This is a genomic window from Pseudomonas sp. lyk4-R2A-8, from assembly GCF_030209095.1.
Lineage (GTDB): Bacteria > Pseudomonadota > Gammaproteobacteria > Pseudomonadales > Pseudomonadaceae > Aquipseudomonas > Aquipseudomonas quebecensis.
Genome location: NZ_JARVSS010000041.1, coordinates 1 through 18,386, shown reverse-complemented (window position 1 = coordinate 18,386; position 18,386 = coordinate 1). Strand labels below are relative to the sequence as shown.

The window sequence follows — 18,386 nt, the reverse complement described above, 5'->3', positions numbered from 1 at the left end:
GTGCGCAGGACCTGAGACTCGTGTCGCTGGCGGGACGCGGAGCGTCCCAGGCAGCGCTCCCACGCAGAGCGTGGGAGCGATCACGTCTTTAACTGACCGACCGCAATCGGGGGCAAGCTCCCCATCCACATTTTTTACCGTGTTCGCCTCAGCGCTCAGCGACGGCTGCTGACCTCGGCCGGCACATCATCACCAGCCATGCGCTTGCGGAACAACGCGGTGCGGGCCAGCAGCAACGTGGTGACCGGCACGGTGATCGACAGCAGAATCGGGATCAACCAGCCATGCAGCACCGGCCCCGATTTGAGCACCGAAAAATAGATGATCGACGCCAACGCCACGCACCACGCACCCAGCGTGGAGGCCAGTGCCGGCGGGTGCATGCGTTGGAAGAAATCCTTCATGCGCAACAAGCCAAGCGCTCCAATCAACGCAAACACGCTGCTCAATACCAGCAGCACCGCGACGACGACTTCCATCCATAACGGCATCATTCAATCACCTCCCCACGCAGCAGGAATTTAGCCAGGGCAAACGAGCCAACGAAGCCGAACAGCGCGATCAGCAACGCCGCTTCAAAGTAGGTGTCACTGGCATAACGAATGCCCAACACCAGCATCATCAGCATCGCCAGGATGTACAGGTAGTCCAGCGCCAGTACCCGGTCCTGAGCCGACGGGCCTTTGAACAGGCGCACCAGGGTCAGCACCATGGCCAGCGAGAACAGGAACAGGCTGAACAGGATTGCATTGGAGAGCAGGGCGCTCATTCGAAGATCTCCATCAGGGGCCGTTCGTAGGCGCTTTTGAAATGTTCGATGAAGGACGCTTCATCCTCCAGGTCAAATACGTGCAACAGCAGGATGCTGCGGTCCAGCGCCAGTTCCGACCAGATGGTGCCGGGCACCACGGTAGTGATCATCGACAACGCCGCCAGGCCGTTGGCGTCGCGCAGGTCCAGGGGGATCTTGATAAAGCGCGAACGCGGCGGGCGTGAGCCGCAGACCAGCACACCCCAGGCAACTTGCAGGTTGGACACGATCACGTCGCGGCCGACCAGAAAGAACAGGCGAATGATCACACCGGGGCGGCGGATGCGGATCGGCAGTGGGCGCAGCGGTGCCATCAGCAGGGGGGCAAGAAGGCCCAGCGCTGCGCCCAGCAACAGGTTGCCGGGGCTGACCGAGAGGTTGAGCACCAGCCACAACACCCACAATGCCAGTGACAACCACGGGGCAGGGAACAGGCGCTTCATGGTTGCACCTCCAGCGCGGCGGTCTTGGCTTCGGGGCTTGGCACCGGGCGGGTCGCCATCACCGCCATGACGTAGTTCTCCGGATTGTTCAGGCTTTGGGCGGTGGCCTGGGTGTAGCGCATCAGCGGCTCGGCCTTGAAGGTCAGCAGGATGCTCAGGCCCAGCAGGAAGAAGATCGGCACGCACTCGTCGCGGCGCAGCAAGGGCGATGGGCGTTCTTCCGGGGTCCAGAAGCGCTGGATACCCAGCCGCGCGAAGGCGATCAGCGAAGCCAGGCCGGACAGGATCAGTAAAGCCACCAGGCCCCAGGCCGCCGGGCGGATCGGTTCATCAACACCGACGCCCAGGCCCAAAGGGTTAACCAGCGCACTCAACAAACTGAGCTTGCCGATAAACCCGGACAGCGGCGGCATGCCGATGATCAGCAGCGCGCAGGCCACAAAGCTCAAGCCGAGGAAGGCCATGGTCCAGGGAATCACTTGGCCGATCACGGCCTTCTGCTCATCGTCCAGGTTTACGCCGGGCCGTGGGTGCAGGGATTCCATGGCTTTGGGCAGCGCATCGATTTCCTCATCCAGCGGCAGGTCGTTGGCCGAGCGCGAACGCTCGATCAATTCCGCCAGCAGGAACAGCGCACTCAGCGCCAAGGTGGAGCTGACCAGATAGAACAACGCGCCGGCGGTCAGGCTCGGTTGGGCAAAGCCCACCGCCGACAACAGGATCCCCGCCGAGACCAGGATGCTCAGGCTCGCCATGCGCTCCAGCCGCTGCGCCGCCACCATCGCCAGCGCCGCGCAGACGATCGTGGCCATGCCGCCGTACACCAGCCAGTCGCCGCCGAACAACGCCGACGCGCCGGCCTGGCCGGAGAACAGCAGGGTCCACAGGCGCAGCACGGTGTACACGCCGACCTTGGTCATGATCGCGAACATCGCCGCCACCGGCGCACTGGCCGAGGAGTAGGCGGGGGCCAGCCAGAAGTTCAGCGGCCACATGCCGGCCTTGGCCAGGAACGCGGTGGCGAGGATCGCCGCGCCAGCGTGCAGCAGGCCGCGATCGGCTTCGGGCACCAGTGGGATTTTCAGCGCCAGGTCAGCGAAATTCAGCGTGCCGGTGACGCCGTAGATCATCGCCGCGCCAATCAGGAACAGCGACGACGCCAGCAGGTTGATCGCGATGTAATGCAGCCCCGACGACACCCGCGCGCGGCCGGAGCCGTGCAGCATCAAACCGTAGGATGCCGCCAGCAGCACCTCGAAGAATACGAACAAATTGAACAGGTCAGCGGTGAGGAATGCGCCGTACAGGCCCATCATCTGGATCTGGAACAGCGCATGGAAACTCGTACCGGCGCGGTCCCAGCGGGCCATGGCGAACAGCAGCGCACTGACGCCGATGATCCCGGTGAGCACCAGCATCAGCGCCGAGAGCTGATCCACCACCAGCACAATGCCGAACGGCACTTGCCAGTTGCCCGGCAGGTAGACGCCGATCGAGCCGGGGCCGCCTTGCTGCGTCCAGTACAGCAGCAGGATCGCCGTGGCGAGGCCGAGCACGCTGGAGAACAGGTTGATACGCGCCTTGAGCGGCCGACGTTTCTCGCTGAGCATCAGCATCAGGGCGGCGGTCAGCAGCGGCAGCAGGATCGGCGCGACGATCAGTTGGTTCACCCACGTCATTCCTTGGGCTCCCGGCCGTCCACATGGTCGGTGCCGGTCAGGCCCCGCGACGCCAGCAGCACCACCAGAAACAGCGCGGTCATGGCGAAGCTGATCACGATGGCGGTCAGCACCAGGGCCTGCGGCAGCGGATCGGTGTAGTGCAGCAGGTCCTGCGGCACGCCGTCCTTGATGATCGGCTCCTTGCCGATAAACAGGCTGCCCATGCTGAAAATGAACAGGTTGACCCCATAGGACAGCAGGCACAGGCCCATCACCACCTGGAAAGTCCGTGGGCGCAGGATCAACCACACGCCCGAGGCCGCCAGGACCCCAATGGCCATTGCGATGACTTCTTCCATCAGGCGGCTCCTTCGGTTGTGACGACTACTTTGGGCTGGTTGCTCGGTTTATGCGCGCGCACCGACTGGTGTCCGAGGGCGGTGAGCATCAACAGGGTCGAGCCGACCACCATGGCGTACACACCCACATCGAAGAACAACGCGCTGGCGATATGGATATCGCCCAGCACCGGCACGCTCAGGTGCAAAGTGTGAGTGGTGAGGAACGGGTAGCCGAAGAACAGCGCACCCAGCCCGGTAAGGGTGGCCGCGAAGAGGCCGAAGCCCATCCAGCGCATCGGCCGCAGGCTCATCTGCGCCTCGACCCACTGGGTTCCGGCGACCATGTATTGCAGGATAAACGCCACCGACATCACCAGGCCCGCGACAAAACCGCCTCCCGGTTGGTTGTGGCCGCGCATGAACAGGTAGAACGACACGACCAGGGCGATCGGCAGCAGCAGGCGCACCAGCACCGCCGGCACCATCATAAAGCCCAGGGCGGTGTCGCTGGCCTGGCGCGGGTTGACCAGGTCGGTGGCCACGTCCGGCGCCAACTGCCGCTGTTGCGGCGGCAGCTCCATGCTTTCCTTGGACGGGCGGAAACGCCGCAGCAGGGCGTAGACCGTCAGCGCCACGGCGCCGAGCACGGTGATTTCGCCGAGGGTATCGAAGCCTCGGAAGTCGACCAGCATCACGTTCACCACATTGCTGCCGCCGCCTTCGGGCAGGGCGCGGCTGAGGTAGAACGAGGAGATATCGTTGGGGGTCTGGCGGGTCAGCATTGCGTAGGACAGCAACGCCATGCCGCCGCCCACCACGCTCGACAGCAGAAAGTCGCGGACCCGGCGGACCCTGGCTCGACGCAAGGTGTTGGGCAGCGGCGAGACCTCTTCGATCCGCCGTGGCAGCCAGCGCAGGCCCAGGAGAATCAGCACGGTGGTCACCACTTCCACCACCAATTGGGTCAGCGCCAGGTCGGGCGCCGAGAACCACACGAAGGTAATGCAAGTCATCAGGCCGCACACGCTGACCATGGTCAGGGCGGCGAGCCGGTGGTACTTGGCTTGCCAGGCGGCGCCCAGGGCACAGGCGATCGCCAGCACCCACAGGGTTACAAACACCACGGAGCCGGGGATTTTCGGGCGGTCGCCCCAGCTAAGGCCGCTGTTAAGCATGGGGATCAGGCCGCCGATCAGCGCCACCAGGACCAATAGGAACAACTGCGGTTGCAGGCGCTTGGTGCTGATGCGTTTTTCGACCTTGCGCACGCCGCGCATCATCATCACCAGGCTGCGCTCGAAGCCGCGCTTGCCGTTGAAATAACTGATAACCGGCGGGTACTTGAAACGACCGCGCTTGAGCTGCTTGCGCAGCATCAGGTACAGCACCACACCGCCGGACATGGCCACCAGGCTCATGATCATCGGCGCGTTCCAGCCGTGCCAGATCGCCAGGCTGTACTCGGGCAGCACGCCGCCGACCACCGGCAATGCGGCGGCGGCGAGGATCGAACCGACCACCTGGGCCGGAAAGATCCCCACCAGCAGGCAGGTAAACACCAGCAATTCCACCGGCGCGCGCATCCAGCGCGGTGGTTCGTGCGGGATATGGGGCAGGTCGACGGGCGGCGGGCCGAAGAACACATCCACGGTAAAGCGCAGCGCATAGGCCACACTGAACGTGCCGGCGATGGTGGCGATGACCGGCAAGGTGAATTCCACCCATCGGGTCGCTGAGATAAACACCGTTTCGGCGAAGAACATCTCTTTGGACAGGAACCCATTGAGCAACGGCACGCCGGCCATGGACGCGCTGGCCACCATCGCCAGGGTCGCGGTGAACGGAATCAGACGCACCAGGCCACTGAGCTTGCGGATATCACGGGTGCCGCTTTCGTGGTCAATGATGCCGGCGGCCATGAACAGCGAGGCCTTGAAGGTGGCGTGATTGAGGATATGGAACACTGCGGCCACGGCGGCCAGCGGGCTGTTGAGCCCCAGCAGCAGGGTGATCAGCCCAAGGTGGCTGATGGTGGAGTAGGCCAGCAGGCCCTTGAGGTCGTTTTGAAACATGGCGCAGTAAGCGCCGAGGAGGAGGGTGAGGGCGCCGGCACCGCCGACGATCCAGAACCATTCTTCGCTGCCGGACAGCGACGGCCACAGACGGGCCAGCAGGAACACGCCGGCCTTCACCATCGTTGCCGAATGCAGGTAAGCGGAAACCGGTGTCGGCGCCGCCATCGCGTGGGGCAGCCAGAAGTGGAACGGGAACTGCGCGCTTTTGCTCAAGGCGCCGATCAGCACCAGGGCGAGCATCACCGGGTACAGCGCATGCGCGCGAATCTGCTCGCCCGCCGCCAGCACCTGGTCCAGGTCATAGCTGCCGACGATATGCCCCAGCAGCATCACGCCCGCCAGCAGGCACAGACCGCCCGCGCCGGTGACCATCAGCGCCATATAAGCGCCGCGTCGCGCATCGGCGCGGTGGTGCCAGTAGCCGATCAACAGGAACGAGAACAGGCTGGTCAGTTCCCAGAAAAACACGATCTGGATCAAGTTGCCGGAGATTACCAGGCCCAGCATGGCGCCCATGAACGCCAGGAAAAACGCGAAGAAGCGCGGCACCGGGTCGTCCGGCGACATGTAGTAGCGGGCATACAGCGACACCAATGTGCCGATGCCCAACACCAGCATCGAGAACAGCCAGGCGAAGCCATCCATGCGCAGCACGAAATTCAGCCCGAGGCTGGGCAACCACATGAATTCTTCATGGATCACGCCACCGTGGGCGATCTGGGGGTAGAGCAGGGCGACTCGAACGCTGCCGATCAGCGCCACCAGGCCGGCCAGCAGGGATTCGGTATTGCGCGCGTTGTGCGGCAGCAGGGCCGCCAGACAGCTGCCGATGAACGGCAGAAGCAGTAGAACTATCAAGGACATAGGCTTCTAATCTGCGGGAGTTTGGGATGCATCATACGTGCCGCTTTCATGATCACCAAACGGCAAGATGTGGCAGGATCCTACAGAGGCAGTAGAAGGCAGCTACAAGCGGCAAGCTGCAAGAGAACAGCCGGCCGCGTATTTTCTACGGCTTGTGGCTGATAGCTTAAACCATCAACCCTGATTTTCCGGTTCAACTTCGGCCTTAGCGTCGACAACGTTCGAGCTGTTCCTTTTCATTTCACTCACAATCACCGCCAGCACAATCAACGCCGCCCCCAGCATCGCTATCGGCGGGAAGCGCTCGCCGGCGATCCGCCCGACCACGCCGGCCCACACCGGTTCGCCCGCATAGATCAACGTGGCCCGGGTCGGCGAAACGCTCTGCTGCGCCCAGTTCATCGCCACCTGGATGACCGCACTGGTCAGGCCCAGGCCCACCGCGCTGAACAGCAGCAACCATGAAAACCCCGGCAGCGCCTCGCCCATCGGCACCACCATCAGGAATGACAACAGCGACGCCGTGGCCAATTGCACCACGGTGACGCGGCGCACATCCACCTGCCCGGCGAACGCACTGATCAGGATGATTTCGGCGGCAATTGCGATGGCGCCGATCAACGTCGCGATCTCTCCGGCGCTGAAATTCAGCGATGCACCCGCCGGGCCGGTCAACAGCATCAACCCGGCAAACGCCAGCATGATACCCAGGCTTGGCATCAGGCCCGGTCGACGGCCCAGCACCAGCCATTGCAGCAACGGCACGAACGGCACATACAACGCGGTGATAAATGCCGACTGGCTGCTGAGGATGGTTTGCAGGCCGATGGTTTGCAGGCCGTAGCCGAACATGATGGCCACGCCGATAAACACCCCGGCCTTCAATTCGAACACGTTCAGGTCGCGCAGGGTGCGCAGGGAAAAGAACCCCACCACGAGCGCCGCCGCCGCAAAACGCAGGCCCACGAAAAACATCGGCCCGCTGACGCTCATGGCGTGCTGCACCAACAAGAAGGTGCCGCCCCAGATCATGGTGATAAACACCAGGATGCACTCGGCTTTGCTGAAACGATGGAAACGCGACGGGGAGTTCGAGGAGGTCATGGCGGCTCTGGTCTTGCATAGGAAAGGCACGGACCGCACAATGCGCCGCACGCTGGGCAGTATACTGCGCACACCCACCCATTGAGCAATATAGTGCACAAAGAAAATCCGCAGCGGGCTTCGGTCCTGCAACACGTCAGCCAGAACGTTCGTCGCCTGCGCCACGCCGCCGACCTCAGCCAGACTGCGCTTTCAGAAAAGTCCGGGGTCAGCCGGCGCATGCTGGTGGCCATCGAAGCCGGCGAGAAGAACGTCAGCCTGTCCACCCTCGACCGCGTCGCCGAAGCACTGGATGTGGCGTTCAGCGACTTGATCCAGGCGCCCGATGCGCCCGACCACAGTCGCATCAACGAGCTGGCATGGGCCGGCGAGATTCCCGGCAGCAAGGCGGTGCTGCTGGCCAAAGCCACCGCCCGCCGTGAAGTCGAGTTGTGGGAGATGCGCCTGGAGCCAGGTGATTGCTACAGCCCGGACCCCGACCCGGAGGGCTGGAGCGTGCAGCTGTTTGTGTTCGAAGGTTGCCTGACCCTGCTGGTGGGCGACGAGCAAAAGCCCGTGGCCGCCGGTGAGTTCTTTATGTTCGCCAGCCGCCTTGCCCATGGCTACCGCAACGACGGCGATGTGGCCGTGCGCTTTGTACGCAACGTGGTCATCTAACTGTTTGCCTGGCAACAGTGGATGCACACTTTGCTGGTTTGAACCGCGCTATATGGCATTGATAAACCCGCAACCCGCTGAATTTATTGACGATTAAATTCAGGCACGACTCCTGCAATCCTCCTGGCATTCCCTCGGAGCCTGGAGTCGGCCCATGTCAGCCCACCCTCAACACCCTGCCCATATCATCCGCTCGGATGCCGAAGCCATCGAGGTAGCTACGCGCTTGGCCGAACGCTTTGCCGTTGGCGCCAGTGAGCGCGATCGTGAACGTCGCTTGCCGGTGGCCGAACTCGACGAGTTTTCCGCCAGCGGCCTATGGGGCATCACGGTGCCCAAAGCCTACGGTGGCGCCGAAGTGTCCTATGTCACGGTAGCCGAGGTGATCAAGTTGATCTCGGCCGCCGACCCGTCCCTGGGCCAGATCCCGCAGAACCACCTCGGTGTGGTGGACCTGCTGCTGCACACCGCCAGCGAAGAACAAAAGCGCTATTACTTCGGCAAGGTCCTCGAAGGTTATCGTTTCGGCAATGCGTTCTCCGAGGCCAGGAGCAAGAACGCCGGCATCTTCGACACGCAAATCCGCATCGAAGGCGACAGTGCGCAGATCAACGGTGAAAAGTTCTACTGCACCGGCGCGCTGTTCGCCCACCTGGTGCCCACCGTTGGCAATAACGAGCATGGCCAGGCGTTGATTGCCTTCGTCGAGCGCGACGCCCCAGGGCTGAGTGTGATCGACAGCTGGGACGGCTTCGGCCAGCGCACCACAGCCAGCGGCGGGGTGACCCTCGATGGCGTAACGGTGCCCCTGAGCGCGGTGATACCCGCACACCTGGCGTTCGACCGACCCACGGCCAATGGCCCGATTTCGCAGATCATCCAGGCCGCTGTCGACACCGGCATTGCCGTAGGCGCTTTGGAGCAGGCCAAGCTCCACGCACGTCAGGCGCGGCCCTGGATCGACAGCCAGCAGGATCACGGCTGGCAAGACCCTTTCACGATTGCCGCCATCGGTGACCTGGCGTGGCGCGTGCACGGCACCGAAGCCATTCTCGCCAAGGCCGGCCTGGCCGTGGACCGGGCCCTGGCCGAACCGAATGAAGACAGCGTCGCTCACGCTTCGCTGGTGGTGGCCCAGGCCAAAGTGCTGTCGGCGGAAACCGCGTTGCTCGCCAGCAGCAAACTGTTCGAACTGGCCGGTACGCGCTCGGTGACGGGCAAGTACAACCTCGACCGGTTCTGGCGCAATGCCCGCACCCACACCCTGCACGACCCGGCCCGCTGGAAATACCACTTGATCGGCAATTTCGTGCTCAACGGCGTGAAGCCTGCACGCCACGCCTGGAACTGAGAGACCTGACCCATGACCACACTGACCCTTGCGCGCCAACTGCTGGACAGCACCCGTCGACATGTCGAACGCAGCGATGACCCCTACGTGATCAGCCGCTTTGGCGATCTGCAGATCCGCGTCGACGTGGCCGCCGCCTTGCTCGAACGGGCCGAGACCCATCCCAGTCCGGTCGCCCGCGCCGAAGCGCAGATTGCTGCGGCCGAAGCGCTGATTGCCGCCAGCAACACCGAATTCGAATTGACCGGCCAACGCAGTGCGCTGCCGTCAAGCCTGGATAACCCGCTGCGCCACACCTACCACGCAGTCGGCAACTATCACCTCAACGGAGTGCACTGATGGCCCGTGAAATCCGCCTGAATGCCTTCGACATGAATTGCGTCGGCCACCAATCCCCCGGCCTGTGGGCGCACCCGCGCGACCGGTCGTGGCAGTACAAGGACTTGGCGTACTGGACCGACCTGGCAAAAATCCTGGAGCGGGGCAAGTTCGACGGGCTGTTCATCGCCGACGTGCTGGGCATCTACGACGTGTACAACGGCAATGGCGACGCGGCGATTCGCCAGGCCACCCAGGTGCCGGTCAACGATCCGTTGTCGCTGATCGCCCCCATGGCGATGGTCACCGAACACCTGGGGTTCGGCCTGACGGCATCGCTGTCGTTCGAACACCCGTATCCGTTCGCGCGCCGGCTTTCGACCCTCGATCACCTGACCAAGGGCCGTATCGGCTGGAACATCGTCACGTCCTACCTGGAAAGCGGCGCCAAGAACCTCGGCCAGAAAGCCCAGACTGAACACGACGCGCGCTACGACTATGCCGAGGAATACCTCGAGGTTTGCTACAAGCTCTGGGAGGGCAGTTGGGAAGAGGGCGCGGTACTGCGCGACCGCGAGCGCCGGGTTTTCAGCGATCCGAGCAAAATCCATGAGATCCGCCACATCGGCAAGCACTTCCAGGTGCCCGGTATTCACCTGTGCGAGCCGTCGCCGCAGCGCACGCCGGTGCTCTACCAGGCCGGTGCTTCCAGCCGTGGCAAGCAGTTTGCCGCCGAGCAGGCCGAGTGCGTGTTCGTCGCGGCGCCGTCCAAGGTGCTGCTGAAAAAGACCGTCGCTGATATTCGCCGTCGTGCCGCTGAGGCCGGGCGTGATCCGAAGAAAATCCTGATCTTCAACTTGCAGACGGTGATCGTCGATGAGACCGATGCCAAGGCCAAGGCCAAGTTTGACGAGTACAAATCCTACGTCAGCTATGAAGGCGCGATGGCGCTGATCTCCGGCTGGACGGGCATCGATTTCAGCCAGTTCAAACCGGATGAGCCGCTCAAACACGTGCACACCAATGCGATCCAGTCGGCGGTGGAAGCCTTCTCCACGGCCGATCCGAACAAGGTCTGGACGCCCAATGAACTGGCCGACTGGGTCGGTATCGGCGGCTTTGGCCCGCTGTTCGTCGGTGGCCCGCAGACCGTGGCTGACCTGTTGCAGGAATGGGTAGAGGAGACCGACGTGGACGGCTTCAACCTGGCCTATGCGTTGACCCACGAAACCTTTATCGACGCCGTCGAGTGGCTGGTGCCGGAGCTGCAGAAGCGTGGCGTGTACAAGACCGAATACGCCCAGGGTACGTTGCGCGAGAAGTTGTTTGGTGACGGTGCAAGGTTGGGCTCGAACCATCCGGGCGCGAGCTACCGCAATTTATCTGGGATACAAAAAACCAATGTGGGAGGGGGCTTGCCCCCGATAGCGGTGGGCCAGTTAGAGCACTCGTAACTGACCCAACGCTATCGGGGGCAAGCCCCTCTCCCACAGTTGTCCTGTGTTGATACAAATACTCAAGCCAGCGGACCACCGCACGCATACCCCCCAATAGGAGCAACCCCCTATGAGCGTGCACGAACCCAAGGCTCTCCTGGAACACCTGCGTCACTGGGCACAACTCACGCCGTTGCACATTGCCCTGCGCCACAAGCGTCAGGGACTGTGGCACGCGTGGCGCTGGATCGACACCCTGCGCGATGTAGAACGCCTGGCCGATGGTTTGCGCCAGCAAGGTTTGAGCGAGCAGTCACGGTTGGCACTCAGCGGCGTTTTTGAGCCGAACCTGCTGTTGCTGGCGTTGGCGGCCCAGTCCGTCGGCGCGCAGGTGCTGACGCTGGCCGACAACCTGGAACCCCAGACCTTGGAACAACAGCTATGGCGTATTCATCCCAGCCACGTCTACGTTCAAGGTCGCCAGCCCGATTGGGCGTTTACCCAGCGGTTGGATTTTGCCCAACTGCTCGGCCCGGTTGACCCGGCGCAACATGTGCAGCGTTGGTGGAATTCCACAGCCGAAACCGCGTTGTGGAGTGAAGAGGGCACCCACTGGCAAGGCGGCCTGGCGGTGGTTCTGGAGCAATGGCTGCACAGCGGCCACGGCCTGGCCTTCCCGGAGAGTCCGGCGTCGGCGCGGCGTGATCGCAGCGAAGTCGCGCCCACCGGCCTGCTGTTATCGCCGGCGCGCCTGCAGCAGGTGGCCGACGAGATCGAAACCCGCCTCGCGCCCCACGGCACCTGGCGCCGACGCCTGTGCGAGTGGGCCATCGCCGATCCGCGCAGCGGCCTGCGTCGGTTTCTGAAAAACCGCGTCCGCAGGTTATTGGGCTTTCAGCGTCTGACTTCCATCTGGCAGCCCGTCAAATCCAACGCCGAGCCGACCTGGCTGGCCGAATTCAAACGGAAAAGCGCATGAGCCAGGCCATCCTCCAGGTGCGGGACATCTCGCTGTCGTTCAAAGGCGTCAAGGCGATCAATGGGCTGTCATTCGAGGTGCAGCGCGGCGAGATCTGCGCGTTGATCGGCCCCAACGGTGCCGGCAAAAGCTCGCTGCTCAACGTGCTCAACGGTGTGTATCGCTACGATGCCGGAGAGATCGTTTTTGAAGACCAGCATTTTCAGCGCATCGACCCGTTGGGCGCGGCGCGCCGAGGTATCGGTCGCACCTTTCAGAACAACGCCTTGTTCAAAAAAATGAGCGTGCTCGACAACATCCTCACGGGTTTGTCGCGGCATATGCGCAGCACGTTGATCGAGCAGGCCCTCGGCTTGCCGCGTGCGCGACGCGAAGCCGAGGCGTTTCGCCAGCGTGGCCAAAGCATCCTCGAATTTCTTGAGTTGCAGGCCCACCGCGATGTGCTGGTGGGCAACCTGTCCTACGGCCTGCAAAAGCGCGTGGAATTGGGCCGCGCCTTGATCGCCGGGCCGAGCCTGTTGTTGCTCGACGAGCCCATGGCCGGCATGAACGCCGAGGAAAAACAGGACATGGCGCGCTTCGTCGCCGATGTGAACCGCGACCTCGGCACCACGGTGGTGTTGATCGAACACGACATCGGCGTGGTCATGGGCCTGTCCGACCATGTGGTGGTGCTCGACTACGGGCGCAAGGTCGGCGACGGCACCCCCGCCGAAGTCCAGGCGAACCCCGACGTAATCGCGGCCTACCTGGGAGTCGCACACTGATGACCTTCTTCTTTGAAACCCTGCTCGGCGGCCTGCTCGCCGGTACCCTGTATTCCCTGGTCGCCATCGGCTTCGTGCTGATCTACAAGGCCAGCGGCGTGTTCAATTTCGCCCAGGGCGCGATGCTGCTGTTTGCCGCGCTGACCTTTGTCAGCCTGCATGACCAGGGCGTGCCCTTTGCCCTGGCGTTACTGCTGACGGTCATCGTGATGATTGTCGGCGCGTTGCTTATCGAACGGTTGGTTTTGCGGCCGTTGGTGAACCGTTCGCAAATCACCCTGTTCATGGCCACGCTGGGCCTGTCGTTCATCATCGAAGGCCTGGCTCAGGGCTTGATGGGGTCTCAGGTACGCGCGCTGGACCTGGGCATCGATGATGTGCCGCTGTTTGTCGGCCCGCTGATGCTCAGCCAGTTCGACCTGATCGCCGCCGTCGTGGCCGTGGTGCTGGTAACGGTGCTGGCGCTGCTGTTCAACAAGACCCGCATCGGCGTGTCGCTGCGTGCGGTGGCGGATGACACCACGGCGGCGCTGTCCATCGGTATCCACCTCAACCGTATCTGGCAGATCGTCTGGGCGGTGGCGGGCGTCGTCGGGCTGGTGGCCGGGCTGCTGTGGGGCGCGCGTCAGGGCGTGCAGTTCTCGCTGTCGCTGGTGGTGCTCAAGGCGCTGCCGGTGTTGATCATCGGCGGCTTTACCTCGATTGGCGGGGCGATTGCCGGCGGGCTGATCGTTGGCGCGGCGGAGAACCTTGCCGAGGTGTATATCGGCCCGCTGATCGGCGGCGGCATCACGCCCTGGTTCGCCTATGTACTGGCCCTGGCCTTCCTGTATATGCGCCCCGCCGGCCTGTTCGGCGAGCGCGCCATCGAGCGAGTCTGAAACCATGTCGATTCCTGTTGCTGAACACACCGCACCGTTGCTGCTGATCCAGCGACGTGTGCCCTGGAGCCTGCTCGGCCTGCTGACGTTGGCGTTTATCGTGGTGCCGCTGTGGGGCAATGACTATTGGCTCAATGCGATCCTGATTCCATTTCTGGTGCTTTCACTGGCCGGGCTGGGCCTGAATCTGCTCACCGGTTATACCGGGCAAACCTCGGTCGGCGCCGCCGGGTTCATGGCCGTCGGCGCCTTCGCCACCTATGGTTTTCTGCTGCGCCTGCCTGAGCTGGGCCTGCCGGTGGCGTTGCTCGGCGGCGGGATCATCAGCGCCCTGGTCGGGCTGCTGTTTGGCTTGCCGAGTTCGCGAATCAAAGGCTTCTACCTGATGGTCACCACGTTGGCCGCGCAGTTTTTCCTGGAGTGGCTGTTCGTCAAATTCCCCTGGTTTTACAACTACGGTTCGTCCGGGACCATATCGGCACCGAGGCTGGCGCTGTTGGGTCATGACCTCAACACGCCGTTGGGCCGCTACTGGCTGACCCTGGTCACGGTGCTGCTGTTGACGTGGGCCGCCGTCAACCTGGTGCGCAGCCAGGTGGGCCGCAACTGGATGGCGATCCGCGATATGGACACTGCCGCCGCCGTGGTCGGGATTCCAGTAGCGCGCTATAAGCGCCTGGCGTTTGCGGTCAGTTCGTTCTACCTGGGCATCGCCGGCGCATTGTGGGCCTTTGCCTACCTGGGCACGGCCAGCGCCAGCAGTTTCGATATCAATCGCTCCTTCCAGATCCTGTTCATCATCATTATCGGCGGCATGGGCAGTATCGCCGGCAATTTTGTCGGCGCTGCCTTCATCAGCTTGCTGCCGATCTTCCTCAGCCACGCCGGGCAGGCGCTGCTCGGCGGTGCGGTGGATGCGGGGCAGTTGCAGAACCTGCAGAAAATCATTTTTGGCGTATTGATCATCGTGTTCCTGATCAAGGAACCCGAGGGTTTGATTCGCCTGTTGCACAACCTTCGCGATTGGCTGCGGCAGTGGCCGCTACGTTTCTAACCCTTCTAAAGAGAACCTCCATGCGTGCATCCTTGAAACGTTCCCTGGCCGGCGCTGCCTTTGCGCTGGCGACATTGGCCGCTGCCGTGCCCCAGGCCGTGGCGTCGGCCGAGCAGCAATTCTTCCCCCTGGCGACCTATCGCGTGGGGGCCTACGCCTCCAGCGGCGTGCAGGTGTGGGCCGGGATGATTGACTACCTGCGCTATATCAACGAGGTCGAAGGCGGCATCAACGGCGTGAAGCTGGTGTGGCAGGAATGCGAGACCGAATGGACGGCGGAGAAGGGCATCGAGTGCTACGAGCGCTTCAAGAACGGCCTGGATGGCGCGCCGGTCGCGGTGTACCAGCCTAACGGCGCACCGGCGGCCTATGCGCTCAGCGAAAGGGCAGAGGTGGACAAGATCCCGCTGATCACCCTTGGCTACGGTCGCACCGAAGCCACCGACGGCACGGTGTTCCCGTACAACTTCCCGGTGATGCTGACCTTTTACAGTGAGGCGTCGAGCCTGGTGAACTACATTGCCCAGCGCGAAGGCGGCTTCGACAAACTCAAGGGTAAGAAAATCGCCACGGTCTACCACGACTCGGCCTACGGGCGCGAAACCCTCGGCCCGCTGAAGCTGCTGGCGGAAAAATACGGCTTTGAAAACATCCAGATTCCGGTGGCCGACCCCGGCAACGAACAGTCCGCCCAATGGCGCCAGGTGCGCCAGGCCAACCCGGACTGGGTGTTCCTGCGCACCTGGGGCGTGTCCACGCCGGTGGCGGTGAAAACCGCCGCGCGCTTCGGCTTCCCGGTGGACCACATCATCGGCGATATCTGGGCCAGTTCCAGCGAAGACGTGTTACCGGCCGGCGCCGCCGCCAAGGGTTACCTGGCGCTCACGCCGTACCCGGCCGGGGCCGATTTCGAGATTCACAAGCGCCTCAAGCAATACGTGCTCGATAAAGGCCACAGCGACCTCAAGGACCTGAAGAACTTCGGCAGCGTCTACTACAACTCCGGCCTGGTGAACGCCGCCGTGGCCGTCGAGGCGATTCGCACCGCCCAGGCCAGGTTCGGCAAGCGCCCGCTCAACGGTGAAGAAGGCCGCTGGGGCCTGGAGCACCTGAATATCGATGATGCGCGCTTGAAGGACATGGGCTACCTGGGCCTGATGCAGAACCTCAAGCTGTCGTGCCGCGACCACGAAGGCGGCGGCTCGGCGCGTGTGCAGCAGTGGGACGGCGCCAACTGGACGCTGATCAGCGACTGGATCGCCGCCGACCGCGCGCTGCTGCGTCCGTTGATCGATGAAAAATCCGCGGCGTTCGCCAAGGAAAAAGGCCTGACGCCACGCACCTGCAATGGGGATGAATAAGCCATGAACCAACCTGCCAGCGCGCCGGCTAGCCCGGCGCTGTTGACTGTCAACGATATCGAGGTGGTCTACGACGGCGCGATCCTGGCGGTGGCCGGGGTGTCGCTGAGCGTGCCCAAGGGCGCCATCGTCGCGTTGCTCGGCGCCAATGGCGCGGGCAAGAGCACCACCCTCAAGGCCATCTCCGGACTGGTGCGGGCCGAGCGTGCCGAGGTCAGCCGGGGTGTGATCGAATATGCCGGGGCGGATTTGGCCGGTATCGACCCGAGCCAGCGTGTGCGCCAAGGCATGGTACACGTGCTGGAGGGGCGCCATGTGTTCAGCCAACTGACGGTGGAAGACAACCTGCGCAGCGGCGGCTTTGTGCGGCGCTTGAGCCGCAAGGCCATGGCCCAGGACCTGGAGCGCATCTACACCTGGTTCCCAAGGCTCAAGACCAAGCGCCACACCCGCGCCGGGCTGACCTCCGGCGGCGAGCAGCAAATGGTCGCCATCGGCCGAGCGTTGATGACCCGTCCTACTTTGGTACTGCTCGACGAGCCGTCCATGGGTTTGGCGCCTATGATCGTGCAGGAGATCTTCGAGATCATTGCGCAGCTCAACCGCGAGCAGCAGGTGAGCTTCCTGATCGCCGAGCAGAACATCAACGTCGCGCTCACCTATGCGGCCCACGGCTATGTGCTGGATACTGGCCGCGTGGCGTTGAGCGGCAACGCCGCTGACCTGCTGGCGCGCGGCGACCTGCATGACATCTACCTGGGTAAACAGTAAGGGCGAACCTGCATGACGCAATCCACCCGCAACGCTGATGTGCTGATCATCGGCGGCGGCCTGAGCGGCACGATGTTGGCCGTGCAATTGCTGCGCCTGCCGGGCCGGCGCCGCATCCTGGTGATCGAACCGCGTGCCGAACTGGGCCGGGGCGAAGCCTACAGTGCGGTCGAGTTGGGCCACACCCTCAACGGCAACGCCGCGCGCATGAGCGTCGACCCGGACAACCCCGACGACCTCACGCAGTGGCTCACCGATCACATCGCAGCCGGCGGTTGGCCGGAGTCGGCCGAGCAGCCGGTGCCGATCAGCGAACTTTTTCCGCCGCGCGGGCTGTTTGGTGTGTATGCGCAGCAGCGGCTGGCGGAAGCACAGGCACGCTCGGCGTCTACGGTGGAGCATGTCAGGGCCGAAGTGGTCGACGTGCAAGTGGAGGCGGATTCAACCCTGCTGACCCTCGATAACGGCCAGCCAGTACGCGGCGCCTGTGCGGTATTGGCCACCGGCATGTTCCCGGCGGCGCGCACGCCACAAACCGAGTCGAGCGGTTTGAACGCGGCGGCGCTGGACCCTTGGGACGTACACGCCATGACTGAACTTGACCCGCAGTCGACGGTGCTGATCATCGGCTCGGGGCTGACCATGGTCGATGCCGTGGTGTCCCTGGAACAGGCTGGCCATCGTGGACCCATCGAGGTGTTTTCGCGCCATGGCCTGCTGCCTCATGTGCGCCGCCAGCCACCGAGCTGGGTGGATTTCCTCGGCGAAGACCACAGCCTGCGCAGCCCCCGGCAGTTGCTTCGCGAAGTACGACGTCAATGTCGGATTGCAACGACGCAGGGCATTGATTGGCAGGCGCCGCTGGACACGGTGCGCGTGCATATCGGCCGGTTGTGGAGCCAGGCCAGTGAGCGTGAAAAGCGCCAGTTCGTGCGGCATGTGCGGCCGTGGTGGGAAAGCCATCACCATCGCTCGCCGCCGTTGAGTGCGCAGTTGCTGGCGCGGTTGCACGAGGAGGGGCGGTTGCGCGTTCGCGCGGCGTCGTTCAAGGGGTTGGCGCCTGCGGGTGAGGGCGTGACGATCCGTTTGCGCTATCGCGGTGAGCAAGCGCTGACCCAGGTGTCGGGCGCGGCCCTGATCAACTCCAGCGGCATCGAATACGACTGGCGCCGCGTGGCCCGGCCGTTGCCGCAGCAGTTGCTCAAGCGCGGGCTGATCCAGCCTGGGCCGTTGGCGTTGGGGATCGCGGCGGACACGGCCGGTGCAGTGCTGGATGCCCAGAGCCAGGTCAGCGCGCGACTGTTCGCCATGGGCCCGCCGTTGCGCGGGATGTGGTGGGAGAGTACTGCGGTAACGGATGTGGCGCTGCAAGCCAAAGCATTGGCCTCGAAGCTGGCAGAGGTCTAAAAGAAGCTGACAGAGGACTTAGTGTGGGAGGGGGCAAGCCCACCCATAGGTGATCGTCCCCACGCTCTGCGTGGGAATGCCGCCTGGGACGCTCCGCGTCCCGCC

Annotated in this window: 18 protein-coding genes; 11 read left to right on the top strand and 7 right to left on the bottom strand. The window is 63.5% G+C overall.

Features of this window, described 5'->3' with window-relative positions; all coding sequences use genetic code 11:
• Positions 1-155: 155 nt before the first annotated feature.
• From QRN10_RS24980 to QRN10_RS24950, 7 genes are all read right to left on the bottom strand, one after another.
• A complete protein-coding gene (locus QRN10_RS24980; RefSeq protein ID WP_253508288.1) occupies positions 156-494 on the bottom strand; it encodes a Na+/H+ antiporter subunit G in 339 nt (112 codons plus the stop codon).
• Entirely contained in the window at positions 491-769 is a 279-nt protein-coding gene (locus tag QRN10_RS24975; RefSeq protein WP_003211751.1) for a K+/H+ antiporter subunit F, read from the bottom strand. Before QRN10_RS24975 ends, QRN10_RS24980 begins: the two co-directional genes overlap by 4 nt.
• Entirely contained in the window at positions 766-1,254 is a 489-nt protein-coding gene (locus tag QRN10_RS24970; RefSeq protein ID WP_285429372.1) for a Na+/H+ antiporter subunit E, read from the bottom strand. Before QRN10_RS24970 ends, QRN10_RS24975 begins: the two co-directional genes overlap by 4 nt.
• Positions 1,251-2,933: a monovalent cation/H+ antiporter subunit D gene (locus QRN10_RS24965; protein WP_285429371.1), complete on the bottom strand. Its 1,683-nt coding sequence runs from the start codon at positions 2,931-2,933 to the stop codon at positions 1,251-1,253. The genes QRN10_RS24970 and QRN10_RS24965 overlap by 4 nt, the downstream gene beginning before the upstream one ends.
• Positions 2,930-3,274 carry a Na+/H+ antiporter subunit C gene (locus QRN10_RS24960; protein WP_181080932.1) on the bottom strand — a complete coding sequence of 115 codons (345 nt, stop codon included), beginning with the start codon at positions 3,272-3,274 and terminating at the stop codon, positions 2,930-2,932. Before QRN10_RS24960 ends, QRN10_RS24965 begins: the two co-directional genes overlap by 4 nt.
• Positions 3,274-6,195 (bottom strand): monovalent cation/H+ antiporter subunit A, encoded by a 2,922-nt coding sequence (locus tag QRN10_RS24955; protein WP_266247713.1) that lies wholly within the window; start codon positions 6,193-6,195, stop codon positions 3,274-3,276. Before QRN10_RS24955 ends, QRN10_RS24960 begins: the two co-directional genes overlap by 1 nt.
• A gap of 174 nt (positions 6,196-6,369) precedes the next feature.
• Entirely contained in the window at positions 6,370-7,299 is a 930-nt protein-coding gene (locus QRN10_RS24950; RefSeq protein WP_266247715.1) for a DMT family transporter, read from the bottom strand.
• Positions 7,300-7,392: 93 nt separating this feature from the next.
• Here QRN10_RS24950 and QRN10_RS24945 point away from each other — a divergent pair, with 93 nt between their 5' ends.
• The 11 genes from QRN10_RS24945 (at position 7,393) to QRN10_RS24895 (ending at position 18,281) form a co-directional block, all read left to right on the top strand.
• Entirely contained in the window at positions 7,393-7,956 is a 564-nt protein-coding gene (locus QRN10_RS24945) for a helix-turn-helix domain-containing protein (RefSeq protein WP_181080929.1), read from the top strand.
• 154 nt (positions 7,957-8,110) lie between these two features.
• Complete coding sequence (locus QRN10_RS24940) at positions 8,111-9,307, top strand: SfnB family sulfur acquisition oxidoreductase (protein WP_253508276.1); 1,197 nt, start codon at positions 8,111-8,113, stop codon at positions 9,305-9,307.
• A 12-nt stretch (positions 9,308-9,319) separates the two neighbouring features.
• Entirely contained in the window at positions 9,320-9,646 is a 327-nt protein-coding gene (locus tag QRN10_RS24935; protein WP_034098753.1) for an acyl-CoA dehydrogenase, read from the top strand.
• On the top strand, positions 9,646-11,079 hold the full coding sequence (locus QRN10_RS24930; RefSeq protein ID WP_285429370.1) for an LLM class flavin-dependent oxidoreductase: 1,434 nt from the start codon (positions 9,646-9,648) through the stop codon (positions 11,077-11,079). Before QRN10_RS24935 ends, QRN10_RS24930 begins: the two co-directional genes overlap by 1 nt.
• Before the next feature lie 112 nt (positions 11,080-11,191).
• Positions 11,192-12,040, top strand: coding sequence for an AMP-binding protein (locus tag QRN10_RS24925; RefSeq protein ID WP_285429369.1), 849 nt, complete (start codon positions 11,192-11,194; stop codon positions 12,038-12,040).
• The gene (locus QRN10_RS24920; protein WP_181080925.1) at positions 12,037-12,807 is read left to right on the top strand and encodes an ABC transporter ATP-binding protein; all 771 of its coding nucleotides are present in this window, start codon (positions 12,037-12,039) and stop codon (positions 12,805-12,807) included. Before QRN10_RS24925 ends, QRN10_RS24920 begins: the two co-directional genes overlap by 4 nt.
• Entirely contained in the window at positions 12,807-13,688 is an 882-nt protein-coding gene (locus QRN10_RS24915) for a branched-chain amino acid ABC transporter permease (protein WP_253508270.1), read from the top strand. The genes QRN10_RS24920 and QRN10_RS24915 overlap by 1 nt, the downstream gene beginning before the upstream one ends.
• A gap of 4 nt (positions 13,689-13,692) precedes the next feature.
• On the top strand, positions 13,693-14,742 hold the full coding sequence (locus QRN10_RS24910) for a branched-chain amino acid ABC transporter permease (RefSeq protein WP_266247724.1): 1,050 nt from the start codon (positions 13,693-13,695) through the stop codon (positions 14,740-14,742).
• A gap of 20 nt (positions 14,743-14,762) precedes the next feature.
• Positions 14,763-16,103, top strand: coding sequence for an ABC transporter substrate-binding protein (locus QRN10_RS24905; RefSeq protein ID WP_285429368.1), 1,341 nt, complete (start codon positions 14,763-14,765; stop codon positions 16,101-16,103).
• Positions 16,104-16,106: 3 nt separating this feature from the next.
• Positions 16,107-16,874, top strand: a complete 768-nt coding sequence (locus tag QRN10_RS24900) for an ABC transporter ATP-binding protein (protein ID WP_285429367.1) — start codon at positions 16,107-16,109, stop codon at positions 16,872-16,874.
• Positions 16,875-16,886: 12 nt separating this feature from the next.
• On the top strand, positions 16,887-18,281 hold the full coding sequence (locus QRN10_RS24895; RefSeq protein ID WP_285429366.1) for an FAD/NAD(P)-binding protein: 1,395 nt from the start codon (positions 16,887-16,889) through the stop codon (positions 18,279-18,281).
• The last annotated feature ends 105 nt before the right edge of the window (positions 18,282-18,386 follow it).